This window comes from Chryseobacterium sp. AG363, assembly GCF_003610675.1.
GTDB lineage: Bacteria > Bacteroidota > Bacteroidia > Flavobacteriales > Weeksellaceae > Chryseobacterium > Chryseobacterium cucumeris.
This window is the reverse complement of sequence record NZ_RAQF01000002.1, coordinates 2608239-2625362: the sequence shown is the minus strand read 5'-3', so window position 1 is coordinate 2625362 and position 17124 is coordinate 2608239. Positions and strand designations below refer to the sequence as shown.

At 35.8% G+C, this 17124-nt stretch carries 17 protein-coding genes; 10 read left to right on the top strand and 7 right to left on the bottom strand.

Annotated features, from left to right (window positions below; all coding sequences use genetic code 11):
* Positions 1-80: 80 nt before the first annotated feature.
* Positions 81-452, top strand: a complete 372-nt coding sequence (locus DEU39_RS11865) for a septal ring lytic transglycosylase RlpA family protein (RefSeq protein ID WP_062674044.1) — start codon at positions 81-83, stop codon at positions 450-452.
* A gap of 70 nt (positions 453-522) precedes the next feature.
* Here the strand turns inward: DEU39_RS11865 and DEU39_RS11860 are convergent, their stop codons facing one another.
* From DEU39_RS11860 to DEU39_RS11845, 4 genes are all read right to left on the bottom strand, one after another.
* A complete protein-coding gene (locus DEU39_RS11860) occupies positions 523-1287 on the bottom strand; it encodes an exodeoxyribonuclease III (protein WP_120232051.1) in 765 nt (254 codons plus the stop codon).
* 87 nt (positions 1288-1374) lie between these two features.
* Positions 1375-1752 (bottom strand): MliC family protein, encoded by a 378-nt coding sequence (locus DEU39_RS11855; RefSeq protein ID WP_062674048.1) that lies wholly within the window; start codon positions 1750-1752, stop codon positions 1375-1377.
* 123 nt (positions 1753-1875) lie between these two features.
* Positions 1876-3420, bottom strand: coding sequence for a bifunctional response regulator/alkaline phosphatase family protein (locus DEU39_RS11850; RefSeq protein ID WP_062674050.1), 1545 nt, complete (start codon positions 3418-3420; stop codon positions 1876-1878).
* A 132-nt stretch (positions 3421-3552) separates the two neighbouring features.
* Complete coding sequence (locus tag DEU39_RS11845) at positions 3553-5193, bottom strand: S41 family peptidase (protein WP_120232050.1); 1641 nt, start codon at positions 5191-5193, stop codon at positions 3553-3555.
* A 236-nt stretch (positions 5194-5429) separates the two neighbouring features.
* Between DEU39_RS11845 and DEU39_RS11840 the strand changes: the two genes are divergently transcribed.
* The 8 genes from DEU39_RS11840 to DEU39_RS11805 all read left to right on the top strand — a co-directional run bounded on the left by DEU39_RS11840 (position 5430) and on the right by DEU39_RS11805 (position 13215).
* Positions 5430-6656, top strand: coding sequence for an HD domain-containing protein (locus DEU39_RS11840; RefSeq protein ID WP_062674054.1), 1227 nt, complete (start codon positions 5430-5432; stop codon positions 6654-6656).
* Between the two features lie 71 nt (positions 6657-6727).
* Positions 6728-7759: a UDP-3-O-(3-hydroxymyristoyl)glucosamine N-acyltransferase gene (gene lpxD, locus DEU39_RS11835; RefSeq protein ID WP_062674056.1), complete on the top strand. Its 1032-nt coding sequence runs from the start codon at positions 6728-6730 to the stop codon at positions 7757-7759.
* Positions 7752-9149, top strand: coding sequence for a bifunctional UDP-3-O-[3-hydroxymyristoyl] N-acetylglucosamine deacetylase/3-hydroxyacyl-ACP dehydratase (locus DEU39_RS11830; protein WP_034699159.1), 1398 nt, complete (start codon positions 7752-7754; stop codon positions 9147-9149). The genes lpxD and DEU39_RS11830 overlap by 8 nt, the downstream gene beginning before the upstream one ends.
* On the top strand, positions 9150-9944 hold the full coding sequence (lpxA, locus tag DEU39_RS11825) for an acyl-ACP--UDP-N-acetylglucosamine O-acyltransferase (protein WP_062674059.1): 795 nt from the start codon (positions 9150-9152) through the stop codon (positions 9942-9944). It abuts the gene before it with no gap.
* An 84-nt stretch (positions 9945-10028) separates the two neighbouring features.
* Positions 10029-10595 carry an elongation factor P gene (efp, locus tag DEU39_RS11820; RefSeq protein WP_002977139.1) on the top strand — a complete coding sequence of 189 codons (567 nt, stop codon included), beginning with the start codon at positions 10029-10031 and terminating at the stop codon, positions 10593-10595.
* A 67-nt stretch (positions 10596-10662) separates the two neighbouring features.
* Positions 10663-11565, top strand: coding sequence for an LpxD N-terminal domain-containing protein (locus DEU39_RS11815; RefSeq protein WP_120232049.1), 903 nt, complete (start codon positions 10663-10665; stop codon positions 11563-11565).
* Between the two features lie 90 nt (positions 11566-11655).
* Positions 11656-12528 (top strand): succinate--CoA ligase subunit alpha, encoded by an 873-nt coding sequence (gene sucD / locus DEU39_RS11810; protein WP_002977143.1) that lies wholly within the window; start codon positions 11656-11658, stop codon positions 12526-12528.
* Between the two features lie 15 nt (positions 12529-12543).
* On the top strand, positions 12544-13215 hold the full coding sequence (locus DEU39_RS11805) for a porin family protein (RefSeq protein WP_120232048.1): 672 nt from the start codon (positions 12544-12546) through the stop codon (positions 13213-13215).
* A gap of 70 nt (positions 13216-13285) precedes the next feature.
* On the opposite strand, the gene DEU39_RS11800 is transcribed toward DEU39_RS11805, so the two are convergent.
* The 3 genes from DEU39_RS11800 to DEU39_RS11790 form a co-directional block, all read right to left on the bottom strand.
* The gene (locus DEU39_RS11800) at positions 13286-14596 is read right to left on the bottom strand and encodes an ABC transporter permease (RefSeq protein ID WP_120232047.1); all 1311 of its coding nucleotides are present in this window, start codon (positions 14594-14596) and stop codon (positions 13286-13288) included.
* A 4-nt stretch (positions 14597-14600) separates the two neighbouring features.
* Complete coding sequence (locus tag DEU39_RS11795) at positions 14601-15512, bottom strand: ABC transporter ATP-binding protein (protein ID WP_120232046.1); 912 nt, start codon at positions 15510-15512, stop codon at positions 14601-14603.
* A gap of 108 nt (positions 15513-15620) precedes the next feature.
* Positions 15621-15971, bottom strand: a complete 351-nt coding sequence (locus DEU39_RS11790; RefSeq protein WP_034699180.1) for a T9SS type A sorting domain-containing protein — start codon at positions 15969-15971, stop codon at positions 15621-15623.
* A gap of 118 nt (positions 15972-16089) precedes the next feature.
* Between DEU39_RS11790 and hemB the strand changes: the two genes are divergently transcribed.
* Positions 16090-17079, top strand: a complete 990-nt coding sequence (gene hemB, locus DEU39_RS11785) for a porphobilinogen synthase (protein WP_062674069.1) — start codon at positions 16090-16092, stop codon at positions 17077-17079.
* Positions 17080-17124 lie beyond the last annotated feature (45 nt).

Here is a 17124-nt window from a genome sequence, read left to right as displayed (position 1 = left end):
TAACTATTTTTAACATATTGAATAGGGTTTTATAAAGATTCCTGATACATTTGCTCCGTCAAAACCAATAAAAGTTCAAAATGATGAAAAGATTCATTCTCGTAATCATAATGATGATTTCAACCCTAGGTGTTTACTCTTTTACAAGTAATGCCTTAGATGCGAAAAAAACAAGTTATGCATCGTACTACCACGATAAATTTAACGGTAGAAAAACTGCCAGCGGAGAAATCTTTGATAACTCAAAATTCACTGCGGCAAACAGAACGCTTCCATTTGGAACAAACGTTAAGGTAACCAACCTTAAAAATGGTAAAGAGGTAATAGTGAGAATTAATGACAGAGGGCCTTACCATTCATCAAGATCTTTAGACATGTCTAAAGCTGCGTTCGATGAGATCGGAGATATCAACCATGGTACTATTCCGGTCGAATATGAAATTGTCGATTAATTTTATGATTTAAATTAAAAAAAAGCCAGCTGAATAAGCTGGCTTTTTGTATGGATAAATATAGCATTGATTATACATCTAATTCCAATAGAGCAGGACAATGGTCAGAATGTACAGCTTCCTTTAAAATAACAGCCCTTGTAAGCTTATCTTTTAAACTGTAGGAAGTGAAGTTATAATCTAACCTCCAGCCTTTATTTCTTTCCCTTGAATTTTGTCGGTAGCTCCACCATGTATAATTATCCGGTTCATTATTAAAGAATCTGAAACTGTCAATCAGTTCACACTCATTGATAAAACTGGTCATCCACTCTCTTTCCATGGGAAGAAATCCTGAAACATTTTTTAAACCGACAGGGTTGTGAATATCGATAGCTTCATGGCAAATATTAAAATCACCGGATATAACAAGGTTAGGAATTTCTTTTTTTAAATTCTTGATATACTCAAGGAAGTCATGGCAGAACTGCATTTTAAAATCCAGTCTTTCAATATTAGATGCAGAAGGAACGTATACGGATATTACAGAAAATCCGTCAAAATCGGCACGGATGATTCTTCCTTCATTATCATAGCTTTCTATACCACAACCATACTCTACATGATTAGGCTTTATTTTTGAAGCAATTCCGACTCCACTGTAACCTTTTCTTACTGCAGAATGCCAATAACTGTGATATCCTAATTTTTCAAGACTTTCGATATCTATCTGATCGTTTCCTGCTTTACTCTCCTGAATACAGATGATATCCGGATCTGCAATTTTCAGCCAGCCCAGAAAATCTTTTGTGAAAGCAGCTCTGATTCCGTTGACATTGTAAGTGATTAATCTCATAAACAAAATAAATTTTTTCAAATGTAGGGAAATAAAAAAGCCGGTCTTTAATTTCAAAGCCGACTTTTTATATTGTTAGTAAGGTTTTTATTTTTTGAAAACAGTTTTACCGTCTTTTGTCAATTCTATTTCCTCACCTTTACCTCTTAGCTCATAATGATCATTCTTATACCATATTCCTGATGCAGGCTTTTGTCCCTGTAGTTCAATTGTTTCATTGTTGAAAACCACCGTAGCTGTATTTTTGGTATTATTGAAAGTCATATCCAACGTTTTTCCATTGCTGTCTTTCGAAGTACTTTTTACAATTTCATCCTGAGTTCCTGAAACAGCTGCTGAATCAGATGGCTTGGATGCAACACTGTCTACAGAAGCGGGAGTGGAATCTGTTGTTTTCTTTTCTTTGTTACATGAAGTTAAAAATAATGCTGAGAATGCTGCTGCAATAAAAATGTGTTTTTTCATAAGATTATATTTATTTAAGGTTGTCTTCTAGTATGCAAAATGAATGCCTTAAAAAAAGAGGCGGAAAAAATCATTCGATTTTTTCCGCCTTTAACCCAAAATTAAATAAACTATGAAAAAAAACTACTTGGGTTCTAATACGCTGATAGGGATAATACACTCTTCAAGTGAAATTCCTCCATGCTGGTAAGTTTCTTTATAGTAATTAACAAAATGATTGTAATTTTTAGGATACGCCAGGAATATATTGTTTTTAGCAAAAATATATTTCGAGCTTAGGTTTCCTTTTGGAAGGAAAAGCTTTTCCGGGTTGGTAATGGCCCATACATCACTGTCATCATACGTTAAGCTTTTACCTGTTTTATATCTGATATTCGTAGAAGTTTCTCTGTCTCCTACCACTTTACTTGGCTTTTTAACATATACAGTACCGTGATCTGTTGTGATCACCAGCTTATATCCGTTTTCTGCAGCTGCCTTAATGATCTTCAATAAAGAAGAGTTTTCAAACCAGTTGAAGGTAAGGGAACGGAAAGTCTTATCATCACGAATCAGCTGGTCTACAATATGATTATCTGTTTTCGCGTGTGACAGGATATCAATAAAGTTATAGACAATGACCAGAAGATCATTATTTTTATGCTGATTGAAATCATCATAAATCTTTCTTTCAAAATCAGCGTTCAGTACTTTAAGGTATTTCATAGATTTTGAACCGAGACCAATTCTCTTCATCTGATCTTCCAGAAAGTCACGTTCAAATTCATTTTTGTTTCCCTCTTCATTATCATTGAACCATTTATCAGGGAAGCGTTTCTCAATCTCAGACGGCATTAATCCTGCAAAGAAAGAGTTTCTCGCATACTGTGTTGCCGTAGGAAGAATACTGTAGTAATAATCTTCTGAAACTTTATTGTAGTATTTTGTAAATAAAGGTTCAATCACTTTCCACTGATCGTAACGAAGATTATCCACCATCAGTAAAAGAACTTTTTCTTTTTCCACTTCCGGTTTTACTTTTTCCTTAAAAAGTGTGTGGCTCATCATCGGTTTATCTGAATCTGTAAGCCAGTTTTCATAATTTTTCTCAATAAACTTGGCAAACTGAATGTTAGCTTCCTCTTTCTGAGACTGCAGCAGATCCGCGAATTCATTGTCTGCTACTTTATCAAATTTGATTTCCCAGCTAAGGATCTTTTTATAATATTCAGCCCATTCCTGATACGTTCTCAGGTAAGAAAGTTCCATGGAAAGATTTCTGAATTCCTGCTGGTATTGTAGAATCGTTTTTTGTTCAACAAGATTATCCTGCTGAAGGTTTTTCTTTAGGGAAAGTAATATCTGATTAGGGTTTACAGGCTTTAATATATAATCGGCAATCTGGGAACCGATAGCCTCTTCCATAATGTGTTCCTCTTCGCTTTTGGTTACCATGACGATTTTTAAGGCGTTATCTTTTTCCTTGATCATTGGAATGGCCTCCAGACCGGAAATACCTGGCATATTTTCATCAATGAGGGTTAAAGCGAATTTCTCTGAATCCATAAGTTCCAAAGCCTCATTCACATTGTTAACAGGAGTTACCTGGTAACCCTTCTTTTCTAAAAATACGATATGAGGTTTAAGTAAATCTATTTCATCATCTATCCATAATATCTTTTCTGACATAATTTATTTTTTACATGGTTATTGTATCAAAATGTTGACCAAATCCTTTTAAAATCTCACAAATTCGAAAGATTAAAAGTTAAATATAAGTTAAATGAAAATAGCGTAGAATAATTCACATTTTCACTTCACTTAATCAGTCGTTTTTATATATTCCAAAGCCTTTTCCAATACTTCGTCTTTTCCGTTTTTTATCCCTTCTACACTTGGTTTTATGAAGATGTCAGGAATAATTCCGATTCTTTGGGTTTCTCTGCCATCCGGGTAATAAGCACCCAAACCTGTAAACCGTGTATCAAGGTTGGCAATTTTAAACATAATCACATCTCCGTTGGCTCCCGAAGTATTACTTCCGATAATTTTCGCTTTCGGGTGCTGTTTGAACATCATGGTTGTAGTTTCTGCCTGGCTTTGCGTATTCTCATCTACTAAAACGATTACATTTCCTTTATAGTATTCAGGATTCTTTCTGCCGGTGACATTTTTTCTGCTGTAAAATTTCCCGGGATAGGTGGTGTCAGGAAAAGTAAATTGATAATAGATTGAGGGGCTGGGAAGAAGAAGGTAACTTAAGGGAATGATCGTTTGTTTTGGATAATTCCTGAGATCAAAGATAATGGATTTTGCGGATTTTAAACTACTGTACATTTCGTCAATATCTTCCTTTTCTATAATTCCCATATTCACATACCCGATTTTCTTTTCATCATCCATAAATTTCCATTTTTTTGAGACAGGTATTTTTTCGTGAATAATATCCTTAATGAGATACGTTCGGGTTTTTATTTCTATGTTTTGTCCATCCCTTTCAATCTTTATGGAAATAGAATCATTCTTGCTGAAGAGAAGTTTATCTTTTATTTTGCTAACCTTTCCCCATGAGTTGGAAGCGGGTGTGTATCTTGTTAAACTGTTGATCACTTGCGGGATGGTTTTTCCTTCAATATCATAAATGACATCTCCCGGATGCAGAGTACTTTTATGTCTGGATCGTGTGTCGTTAACTTTTGTAATCACTAGTTTTCCTTCAGCATAAGTATATTCTACCGGAACTTTTCTTTGACCATACAAACTAAGTTGAATTTCTTTTGACGAAATATAAGCGTGTGAGTCATCCGTTTTAGCCACCAGTTCTGCTAATGCCAGGTGAAAATTCTCGTCATTATCAATCATTAGGAATTTGGGAATCATTTCTGTAAGGACATCATTCCAGTTCTGATCAGTTTCATATTTATAAGGAAAGAAATATTCTACATAATTCCAATATCTGAATAGCTCCAGTAAACCATTTCTTTTGGAAGTAAATTGAGAACCATAGGATTTTTCATTCCTGAAATATATTTTTCTTCCTCCTTTTCCAAAATAATGATTGTCTCCAAGATTTCTGTTTTTTTCAATGTAACGAAGTTTTTGAGATACATCATCGGAGAAAATTTGCGAATTGTCAATCCAGCGTAGGTCAAAGTTTTTGAGAAAATAAACTTTCTGATCTTGTACTGCACATTCATTACATTGTGGAATTTCTCCGAGACTTTCAATCCATTGAGAATAAAGAATATTGAGAGATTCCTTATCATTAATATTTTCAAGCTCATTGATTTTTTGAAAAAGCTGCTTGTCCCAGTTCAGATTTCCTTTTGCAACGTTAGGATGGTAATATTTTAAGAATCCCCAAACCCTGCACAGAGATTCCAGCTTTTGGGTCTCGGTGATTATTTGTGCGGAAAAGTTTAAACTTAAAAATAAAAATAGGAAAAGTGAGAAGCGTCTCATTAAAGGTTGTCGTGTTTTCTCTCAAAGATAATCCTTTAATATAACAGACGCAAAAGGTTTTCAAAAAATCTTGAATTGATAAAAAATAGATGCCAAGGAATTTCTAAAGTTGATATGATGATGTTTTGATGAAAAATATTCGGTAGGTCATCGTCTTATTCCAATATCTTAATAGTAATTTAATAAGAGGCTAAATTTTAAAATGCCTAACTTTGTTTACTAATACTGAAGTTTCAATGCAGAATAAGCTAAAAATCATCAACGATCCTGTTCACGGGTTTATCAAAATTCCACACGAAATTTTATTTGATATCATTGAGCATCCTTATTTTCAGAGATTAAGAAGAATCGGGCAGACCGGACTTTTGAATCTGATATTCCCGGGTGCTACCCATACAAGGTTTCACCATGCTCTTGGAGCAATGCATTTGATGTTTACAGCGTTAGAAACATTGAAGCAGAAAGGAGTGAAAATTTCTGAGGAAGAAGAAAAAGGAGCAATGCTGGCCATTTTGATGCATGATATCGGTCATGGTCCGTTTTCACACGCATTGGAAAGTATGCTGATGGATGACTGGCATCATGAGAATCTTTCTTTGCTACTCATGAATAAGCTTAATGAGAAATTCCAGGGCCAACTATCCATGGCTATTGAAATGTTTCAGGGGAAGTATCACAGAAAGTTTTTTAACCAGCTGATCTCTTCCCAACTGGATGTTGACCGTTTGGACTACCTAAAAAGGGACAGTTTTTTTACAGGAGTTTCAGAAGGAAATATTAATACCCAGAGAATCATCTCTATGATGAATGTCTGTGAAGAAGGCGAACTGGTGATTGATGCAAAAGGGATTTATTCCATTGAAAATTTCCTGACAGCCAGAATGTTCATGTACTGGCAGGTGTACTATCATAAAACTTCAGCTTTGGCAGAGTTTCTTTTAGTTAAAATCCTTGAAAGGGCAAAGTATTTGATTTCCCAAGGTGTAAAACTTCCGGCAACAGACAATCTGAAATATTTTTTATACCGTGAAAAGAGCGGTGCCACAGATGAAGATATAGAAAGATTTACTCAGCTTGATGATAATGATGTAATTCAGGCCATGAAAGAATGGCAGAATTCAGAAGATTTTGTATTGTCATACTGGTGCAAATGTGTAATTCAGAGAAATTTGCCTAAAACAATTATTTCATCACATCCTTTTGGCCAGGAAATAATTGAGGAAAAAATAAAAAAGAGTAATGAACTTTTCGGAATCAATAATGGTAATGAATTGGTTCATGAAATTAAAAGAAAATTATTGCCATATCATGCAGAGAAACAACCGATTTATTTACTGCATAAAAATGGGAGAAGAACAAGGCTGCATGAGTCGGAAGATCAGCTTTTATCGGGATTAATTGTGAATAAGACGACCCGCTATATCCTTATGTTTCCAAGAGATATATCCAAACTGGACTCTTAAAGAATATTAAAATTTACGATCTGAAACTAAAACATGTTTGCAAATTATAGAATTTCTTATCTTTGCAGAATATGGAATTTACAGCTTCGCAAATTGCAAGTTTTATTGACGGAAAAATAATAGGTGACGAGAATGCACTTATTACAGGAGTTTCACCAATTGAAAATGGGGAATCAGGACATCTTTCTTTTATAGCACAAGATAGATTTTCTCATTTTTTGGATAGCTCAAAATGCTCTGTTATCATCGTTTCGGAAAAACTTCTGGAGAAAAATCATTATAACCCTACCTTAATCGTTGTAAAAGATGCCTATCTTTCTTTTCAGATTCTGATGAATTTATATCAGGAAATGCAGGGAAGAAAAGAAGGTATTGAAAACGGTTCGTCTATTCATGATACTGCTGTCATAGGAGATAAAGCGTATATCGGAGCATTTACCTATGTTTCCGAGAAAGCTAAGATCGGGGAAGGATCACAAATCTATCCACATGTATATATAGGAAAAGGTGTAAAAATTGGTAAAAACTGTAAAATAGACAGTGGTGCCAGAATTTATGACTACTGTATTATTGGAGATAACTGCGTGATTCATTCCAATACGGTAATCGGAGGTGACGGTTTTGGTTTCCAGCCAACAGCTGACGGCTTCAAAAAAATACCACAGCTTGGAAATGTGATTATTGAAGACGATGTAGAAATTGGTTCAAACTGTAGTATCGACAGAGCTACAATAGGCTCTACAATAATAGGAAAAGGAACTAAGATTGATAACCTGATTCAGATTGCCCACAACGTGAAAATTGGTCAGAACAACGTAATTGCTGCACAGGCAGGAATTGCAGGTTCCACTACTATCGGAGACTGGAATCAGATTGGTGGCCAGGTAGGTGTCGTAGGACATATCAAAATAGGAAACCAAGTGAAAATTCAGGCTCAGAGTGGCGTGAATTCCAGTGTTAATGACAGAGAAACTTTGTACGGTTCACCAGCAATCAGTTACAATGACTATTTAAGGAGTTATGTTCATTTCAGGAACTTGCCTGGAATAGTAAATAGAATAAATAATCTTGAGAATAACTCAAAAGATAATACTAATGAGTGATATGCAAAAAACACTTCAGCAAGAGGTAACTCTTTCTGGAATTGGCCTTCATACTGGTAAAGAAGTAAAACTTACCATTAAACCTGCTAAAGAAAATACAGGTTTTGTATTTGTAAGAACAGACTTGGAGGGACATCCTCAGGTAGAAGCTGATGTAAATTATGTTGTAGCAACTGAAAGAGGAACTACATTAGAAAAGTTAGGGGTAAAGATTACCACTTGCGAACATCTTTTAGCAGCCCTTGTTGGTTGTGATATTGATAACGCAATTTTAGAAATGGACGCTTCAGAACCTCCTATTTTGGATGGGTCTTCAAAATATTTTGTGGAAGCCATCGAAAGTGTAGGAGTCGCAGAACAAACGGTTGCAAGAGAATATCTTGTTGTAAAAGAAGTTCTTACTTACAGTGATCCGGCTACAGGTTCGGAAATCACGATCATTCCATCAGATACTTATGAAGTAACTACTATGGTTGATTTTGGGACTAAAGTATTAGGTACTCAGAATGCTACTCTTAAAAATATTTCAGAATTTAAAGACGAAATCTCATCAGCAAGAACATTCAGCTTCCTGCATGAATTGGAAATGCTTTTAGATCACGGTTTGATCAAAGGTGGAGATATTTCCAATGCTATTGTATATGTAGATAAAGATCTTACTCCTGATACCACAGAAAAATTAAAGAAAGCCTTTGGAAAAGATAATGTATCTATCAGACCAAACGGTATTCTGGACAATCTTAATTTAAACTATCCTAACGAAGCAGCGAGACACAAATTACTGGATGTAATCGGTGACCTTGCTTTGGCAGGTGTAAAAATAAAAGGTAAAGTTATTGCTAACAAACCGGGACACTTTGTGAATACTCAGTTTGCGAAAAAACTAAACCGCCAGTGGAAATTGCAGAAAAAGAAAAACGTTCCGGATTTTGACCTGACAAAAGAACCGGTATTCGATATCAACGGAATTATGAAGCTTATGCCTCACAGACCTCCGTTCTTATTAATTGACAAAGTTCTTGAACTTTCGGACTCTCATGTAGTAGGGTTGAAAAATGTAACAATGAACGAACCTTTCTTCGTTGGACACTTCCCTAAAGAGCCTGTAATGCCTGGAGTTCTTCAGGTAGAAGCATTGGCACAGACAGGAGGAATTCTTGTATTAGCCAGCGTTCCGGATCCTGAAAACTATTCTACATATTTCATTAAAATTGATAAGGTGAAATTCAAAAGAAAAGTAATTCCGGGAGATACGCTTATATTCAAAATTGAATTGATAGAGCCTATCAGAAGAGGAATTGTTCATATGCAGGGATATGGATATGTGGGAGATACTGTAGCAGTAGAAGCAGAGCTTATGGCTCAAGTTGCAAAAAATAAAGTTGATTAAATGATTCATCAATTAGCAGCCGTAGATAAACGTGCGAAAATCAGCAAAAATGTAATCGTAGAACCTTTCACTACCATTGCAGGGGACGTAGAAATCGGAGAAGGAACATGGATTGGTCCTAATGTAACCATCATGGATGGAGCAAGAATAGGGAAGAATTGTAGGATTTTCCCTGGGACTGTAATCTCTGCAATTCCCCAGGATCTGAAATTTGATGGTGAAGATACCCAGGTAATTATCGGTGACGAAACGACAATCAGAGAGTGTGTTACCGTAAACAGAGGGACAAAGGCTTTAGGATATACTAAAATAGGTGCTCACTGTCTTATTATGGCGACTTCACACATTGCACATGATTGTGTTATCGGAGATCACGTTATCATCGTAAACGGTTGTGGTATTGCAGGACACGTCGAGATTGGTGATTATACAGTAATGGGAGGTTTATCAGCGGTTCACCAATTCGGTAAAATCGGAAAACATGTAATGATTTCCGGAGGTACTTTGGTAAGAAAAGATATTCCACCTTACGTAAAAGTAGCAAGAGAACCTATGTCTTATGCTGGTATTAATTCTGTTGGTTTAAGAAGAAGAGGATTTACGAATGAAAAGATCTTTGAAATTCAGAAGATCTACAGAGCCATCTTCCAAATGAAGATGAACGTTTCCCAGGCTATTTCCCATATTGAAAAAGAAATGCTTCCAACGGCTGAAAGAGATGAAATCTTACAATTTATTCAAAATTCACCAAGAGGTATCGTAAAAGGATACGGAACCGGTAAAGAGAGTAATTAAGAGAAATGCTAAAAAGCAAATTCGCAAATCTGCCTGTTTGCTTGCCGGCCAATACAATTTAAGTAAAAAAGATAATATATATTAATGGCAACAAGTAACGATATCAGAAAAGGGCTATGCATCGAATATAGCAATGATATTTATAAAGTAATCGAGTTCCTTCACGTAAAACCGGGAAAAGGACCTGCTTTCGTAAGAACAAAATTAAAGTCAGTGACGAACGGTAAAGTAATTGATAATACTTTCTCTGCAGGACACAAAATTGATGAAGTAAAAGTAATCACAAGAAAATTCCAGTATCTGTATGATGATGAGAACGGATTCCATTTCATGAACAATGATGATTTCTCTCAGTTATACATCAACAAAGAAATGATTGAGAACTCTCAGTTTATGAAAGCGGGTGAAGAAGTGACTATCATTTTAAAAGAAGCTGATGAAACTCCACTTTCTGCTGAACTTCCGCAATCAGTATACCTTGATGTTATCGAAGCTGATCCGGGAGTAAAAGGAAACACTGCAACCAATGCTCTTAAAAACGCAATCGTTGAAACAGGAGCAAGAGTAATGGTTCCTTTGTTCATTGAACCGGGAGACAGAATTAAAGTAAGCACTGAAGACGGAAGCTACTTAGAAAGAGTAAAAGAATAAATAAAATTTACATAAATTCGGTTTGCATCAGCATTCCGAATTTTGTTTTATAAGAAAATCTATTGTTATGAGATTCCATTCTCCGCAAAAGCTTAAAACGATTGCAGATTTAATAGGCTCAGCATTTGTAGGGCCGGAAGATTTTGAAGTATTGGGAACTAACGAAATTCACATGGTAAAACCAGGTGACATCGTTTTTGTGAATCACCCTAAATATTATGACAAAGCATTAAACTCTGCAGCCACTATTATTTTAATTGATAAAGAAGTAGATTGCCCGGAAGGTAAAGCACTTTTGGTTTCTGATGATCCTTTCAGAGACTTTAATAATATCAATACCCATTTTACCAGAATCTATAATTTCACAGAAGAACTTCACGATGTTGAAATAGGAGAGGGAACAAAAATCCATTCTTCGGCAGTAATCGGGAACAACGTGAAAATCGGGAAAAATACCTTAATCTTTCCTAATGTTGTCATTGGTGACCGTACGGAAATCGGAGATAACGTCATCATCCAGTCTAACACCGTTTTAGGGGGTGATGCATTTTATTACAGAAAATTAAATGGAAACTTTGACCGTTTGATCTCTGTTGGAAATGTTGTTATTGAAAACAATGTGGAGATCGGAAACGGATGTACCATTGACAGAGGAGTTACAGACTCTACCATTATTGGAGAAGGTTCCGTTTTGGATAACCAGATTCAGATCGGACATGATACCGTTATCGGAAAAAAATGTCTGATCGCCTCTCAGGTAGGAATTGCCGGATGCTGTATCATCGGAGATGAGGTGACATTATGGGGACAGGTTGGAATTGCTTCCGGTAACAAAATTGAGTCGGGATCGGTGCTTCTGGGAAAAACCGGTGTCAACAGAGATCTTGAAAAAGGAACCTATATCGGGATGTTTGCAGAAGATTTTAAAACTTATCTTAAAAAAGAAGTAAAACTGAGAAATCTCAAATAAACAATTCCAAAGGTTTTATCCAAAATCAAAGAAATTTGAGTAAATTTGTGAGCATTAATAAAATAATAAATAAATTAAAACAACAATAAAATGTCAATTTTAGTAAACAAAGATTCTAAAGTAATTGTACAAGGATTTACAGGGAACGAAGGAACTTTCCACGCTGGTCAGATGATTGAATACGGAACAAACGTAGTAGGTGGTGTTACTCCAGGAAAAGGAGGTAGCGAGCATTTAGGAAAGCCGGTATTTAACACTGTAGCTGATGCTGTTGAAAAAGCAGGAGCAAACGTAAGTATCATTTTCGTACCACCGGCATTCGCAGCAGACGCTATCATGGAAGCTGCTGAAGCAGGAATCAAAGTAATTGTATGTATTACTGAAGGTATTCCTGTAGCTGATATGGTAAAAGTAAAATCTTACATCGCTGACAGAGACTGCAGATTAATCGGACCAAACTGCCCTGGAATCATTACTTCTGAAGAAGCTAAAATTGGTATTATGCCAGGTTTCGTTTTCAAAAAAGGAAAAGTAGGTATCGTTTCAAAATCAGGAACTCTTACTTACGAAGCTGCTGACCAGGTAGTAAGAGCAGGTTACGGTATCTCTACTGCAATCGGTATCGGTGGTGATCCAATCATCGGAACAACTACAAGAGAAGCTTTAGAACTTTTCATCAACGATCCTGAAACTGAAGCTGTTGTAATGATCGGTGAAATTGGTGGAGGTCTTGAAGCTGAAGCTGCAAGATGGTACAAAGCTAGCGGATCTACTAAACCGGTTGTAGGTTTCATCGCTGGACAGACTGCTCCAAAAGGAAGAACAATGGGACACGCAGGTGCTATCGTAGGTGGTGCTGAAGATACAGCTCAGGCTAAAATGGAAATCATGAGAGAAAACGGTATCAACGTTGTTGATTCTCCTGCTGATATTGGTGCTACTGTAGCTAAGATTCTAGGATAATATAAAACCCAACATATGAAAAAACTTTTATTAGCCTCAGCTTTAACTCTTTCGGCTTTATCCTTTGCACAGGTGCAATGGAAAAATACAAGATTTGGAGTAACAGGAGGTTTAAACTACTCCAGAGTATCTAACGCCCACAACCCTTCAGGCCCAAGATATACTTTCCAAGCTGGAGCTTTGGCATTGATTCCCGTAGGAAAGGCAAACCAATTCTTTATTCAACCTGAAGTACTGTACTATGGTGCAGGAGAAACAGGAAAAGATAAAGATGCTAAAGGAGTAAGCGGTTATGACGCTTTATATGCTAATAACTACCTGAGTGTGCCTCTTTATTTCAAAGGATATTTTTCTGAAGCAGAATCAGAATTCTTTGGATTAATAGGCCCTAGATTTAATTTCTTGCTGAACCAGAACGTAAAAGACGCTCCTGTAAGCAGACCTTATTATGACCCGGATGTTACCGATCCTAACCAGCCGGCAGGTGTAAATGGTAAGGCGAAGAGCTTTAACTGGGGACTTGGACTGGGAGTAGGATATAGCTACAAAAGACAACTTGAAGTAGCATTAAAATACGACTTAGGTCTAAGTGATACCTATCCTGGTCTCGCTAAAGAAACTAAGGGTACTGATAAGAAAAAATCAGAACAGGTAATTGCTCTTACTTTAAGCTATATATTCAAATAGAATATTTCAGAATATAAAAAATCCCGGAAACTCAGTTTCCGGGATTTTTTTATTGATAGGCTTTTACTTCTTACCCTCTTATCCATTTCCAAAGCTCTTTTAATGTAGCTTTATTTCCGTACATCAAAATACCTACACGGTAGATTTTTCCGGCTAGGAAAATCATAAAAATAGTAGTTACCAGCAATAATGTAATAGACAATGCAATCTGCCATGCAGGAACTCCAAAAGGAATTCTGGCAATCATTGCAACTGGTGAAGTAAACGGGATGATGGATAGCCAGAAACCTAAAGGACCTTCCGGATTATTCATCAATGTGAAACTCCCATACATTCCTAATGTTAATGGTAAAATAGCAAATAAAGTAAATTGCTGTGTTTCTGTTTCGTTATCCACTGCTGAACCAATGGCTGCATAAATAGAACTATAGAAGATATATCCTAAAAGGAAAAATACGATGAATACAAAGATGATTAACGGAAAATTCAGCTCCAGTAGACTATGTGAAATCTGAGTAGCAAGCTGCCCCATATCCAGTTTGCTTGTAATCTCTTCATTACCTCCCGGAATATTTTTCTGAAGAGGAGAAAAGCCTGTATTGAGTACCAGTGCACCAATAACAGACATGGTAATCCAGATCAGAAACTGGGTCAGTGCAACCATGGTTACTCCCAGAATTTTACCCATCATCAGTTCAAAAGGTTTTACAGAAGAAATAATGATCTCTACAACACGATTATTTTTCTCTTCAAGAACACTTCTCATTACTCTTACCCCATAAATAATAATGAACATAAAAGTAACATACATCAGTACCATACTTAATCCGGATTTCACCCCAAAAGCAAGATCAGAATCCTCTTTATTATTATCCGTAACGTTGATGGTCTTTAAGGTAAAATTTTTATCAAGATTATTTAATTGTATTTCCTGAATACCCAGTTGCTTTATTTTTTCTTTTCGAACAACATTGCTGATATCAGATACAATTTGTTGTTTGGTATCAAACCCTATTTTACTGTTGATAATGAGTCTGGTTTCTTTTTCAAGCTCATCAAAATTCTCATTTTTCAACGGTGGAAGAATCAGGATGCCGTCCAGAGATTCATTTCCTTTTAAATTGTTAATCTTGGACTTCTCATCAGCCGCAGAAACAAAAACGTAATTTAATTTATCATTAGATCGAAGCTGATTGGTAAACAATCCACTCTTATCAACAACTTCTATAATACTATGTGACTCATTCGCTTTAAACATTAATCCTACAATTGCTCCGAAAGCAATAATCATAACAGGGGCAAGCAGCGTCAATATGATGAAAGACTTTTTCTTAACCTGGGTAAGAAACTCTCTCTTGGTAATTAAAAAAATATTATTCATAAAATTAAGAATGGTTACTTACAGCATTAATAAACACTTCATTCATACTTGGTATTCTTTCGTCAAATGATCTCACTTTACCTACCTGTACAAGATCCAGAAGAACATTATTCTGGCTCTCTTCGTTTTTTAGGTCAAAAGAAACAAGATTATTTTCATTGGATAGGTTGAAGATCTCATATTTATTTCTGAAATTTTCAAAGTGATCATTGCTTACTTCAGAAAGCGTAATTCCAAAAATATTTTTCTTAAATTTTTCTCTTACATCAAAAACTCTTCCGTCAATAATCTTCTTTGAATTGTTGATCAATGCAACATAATCACACATTTCCTCTACACTCTCCATTCTGTGGGTAGAAAGAATGATGGTTGTTCCGTTATTTTTAAGATCAATAATCTGATCTTTGATTAAATTGGCATTCACCGGATCAAAACCTGAAAACGGCTCATCAAGAATTAAAAGATGAGGTCTGTGAAGAACGGTTACCACAAACTGTATTTTTTGTGCCATTCCCTTAGAAAGTTCAGAAAGTTTTTTCTTCCACCATTGATCGATGTTCAGTTTTTCAAACCACTTTTTGGCTTCATTCAACGCATCACTTTTCTTCATTCCCTTCAGTTCCCCAAAATAGAGAATCTGGTCACCCACAGTCATATTTTTGTACAGTCCTCTTTCTTCAGGCATATAGCCAATATCTTTAATATGACCTGGATTAAGCTTTTGGCCATTGATATGGATTTCTCCAGAATCTGCCTTAGTAATTTGGTTAATGATACGGATAAAAGAAGTTTTTCCGGCTCCGTTAGGACCTAAAAGGCCATAAATACTGCCTTTTGGAACATGGATGCTGAAATCATCCAGGGCGACCTTTTTTCCTGCATTATAGGTCTTTTTAATATGTTCAGCTTTTAGCATTAAGTTGTTCTTTTTACTATTAGTATGAAAAAGTCCCGAAAGTTACGGAAATATTAAAACAGAATTAATGTAAAAAGAAAAAATCCTGATGATTATCAGGATTTTAATTTATTGTTTCACGATTTGAGTAACTTTCTGTGTGTTGTCACTTAAAATATACCGGATCATATATTTTCCGGGCTTTAATTTTTCAATATTAATCTCTCCGGAATTCATATTTACGGTATAACTAGCAACCTGCATACCCAAAATAGAATAAAAAGTCACACTTTTGATTCTTAAAGAAGAATCTTTTGCCTTAATGATAAGGAAATCCTTTGCAGGATTTGGATAGGCAAGCAATACACCATCATCTGCTTTTTGAGTGATGGAACCCGGCTCTCTAAGCTGAGCTTTAAAATTGTTGGAAAATCCAACAAAAGTGCCTACAAATAGAAATAAAAGTAAAAGTTTTTTCATCAAATTTATAATTTCTCGAATATATATAACAAATGTAATACATTCTGCAATCTCGTACAATAGTTTTTTACAGAACTTATATTAAATTTGTAGAAACTTATTCAAAAAGTATTCCAAAATGATACATTCAAGAAATAGAAGACTTAGAGTTAATGAATCTATCAGAAGTCTGGTAAGAGAAAATGTGCTTACAACTGATGATTTTGTAATGCCGATCTTCGTAATGGAGGGCGAAAACAAGCAGGAGGCAATCCCGTCTATGCCGGGAATTTTCAGGCGCAGTATAGATTTAACGGTGAAGGAATGTAAGGAATTATTTTCTTTGGGGGTAAAAGCTGTCAATTTGTATATGAAAGTGTCAGAACATCTGAAAGACAATACAGGAAAAGAAGCCTGGAACAAAGACGGATTGATGCAGAATACGATCAAAGCCATTAAAGATGCCGTTCCTGGAATGATTGTAATGCCGGATGTAGCCTTAGATCCTTATTCAATCTACGGACACGACGGGATCATTGAAAACGGAAAAGTTGTAAATGACGCTACCAATGATGCACTCGCAAGAATGTCAGTATCTCACGCAGAAGCAGGAGCCGATCTTGTGGCGCCAAGTGATATGATGGATGGCAGAGTAATGGTCATTCGTGAAGCTTTGGAAGAAAGCGGATTTACAGATGTAGGAATTGTAAGCTATGCTGCGAAATATGCAAGTTCTTTCTATGGCCCTTTCAGAAGTGCTTTAGACAGTGCTCCGAAAGATGATATGGAAATTCCGAAAGATAAAAAAACATATCAGATGGATTTCCACAACTCACGCGAAGCCTTGAATGAAGTATTTAAAGATATAGATGAAGGAGCAGATGTAATTATGATTAAACCGGGACTTCCTTACCTGGATATTGTTTCCAAAGTACGTGAAGCCATTGATCTTCCGATTGCAGTATACAATGTAAGTGGAGAATATGCCATGGTAAAAGCAGCTGCTCAAAACGGCTGGCTGGATAACGACAAAACGATCATTGAAAGTTTGACTTGTTTTAAAAGAGCAGGAGCAGATATGATCTTTACTTATTTTGCAAAAGAAGCAGCTATTCTTTTAAATAAATAATGATTAAATTCATTCAGATAAAAAAGAGACTACTCAATCGGTAGT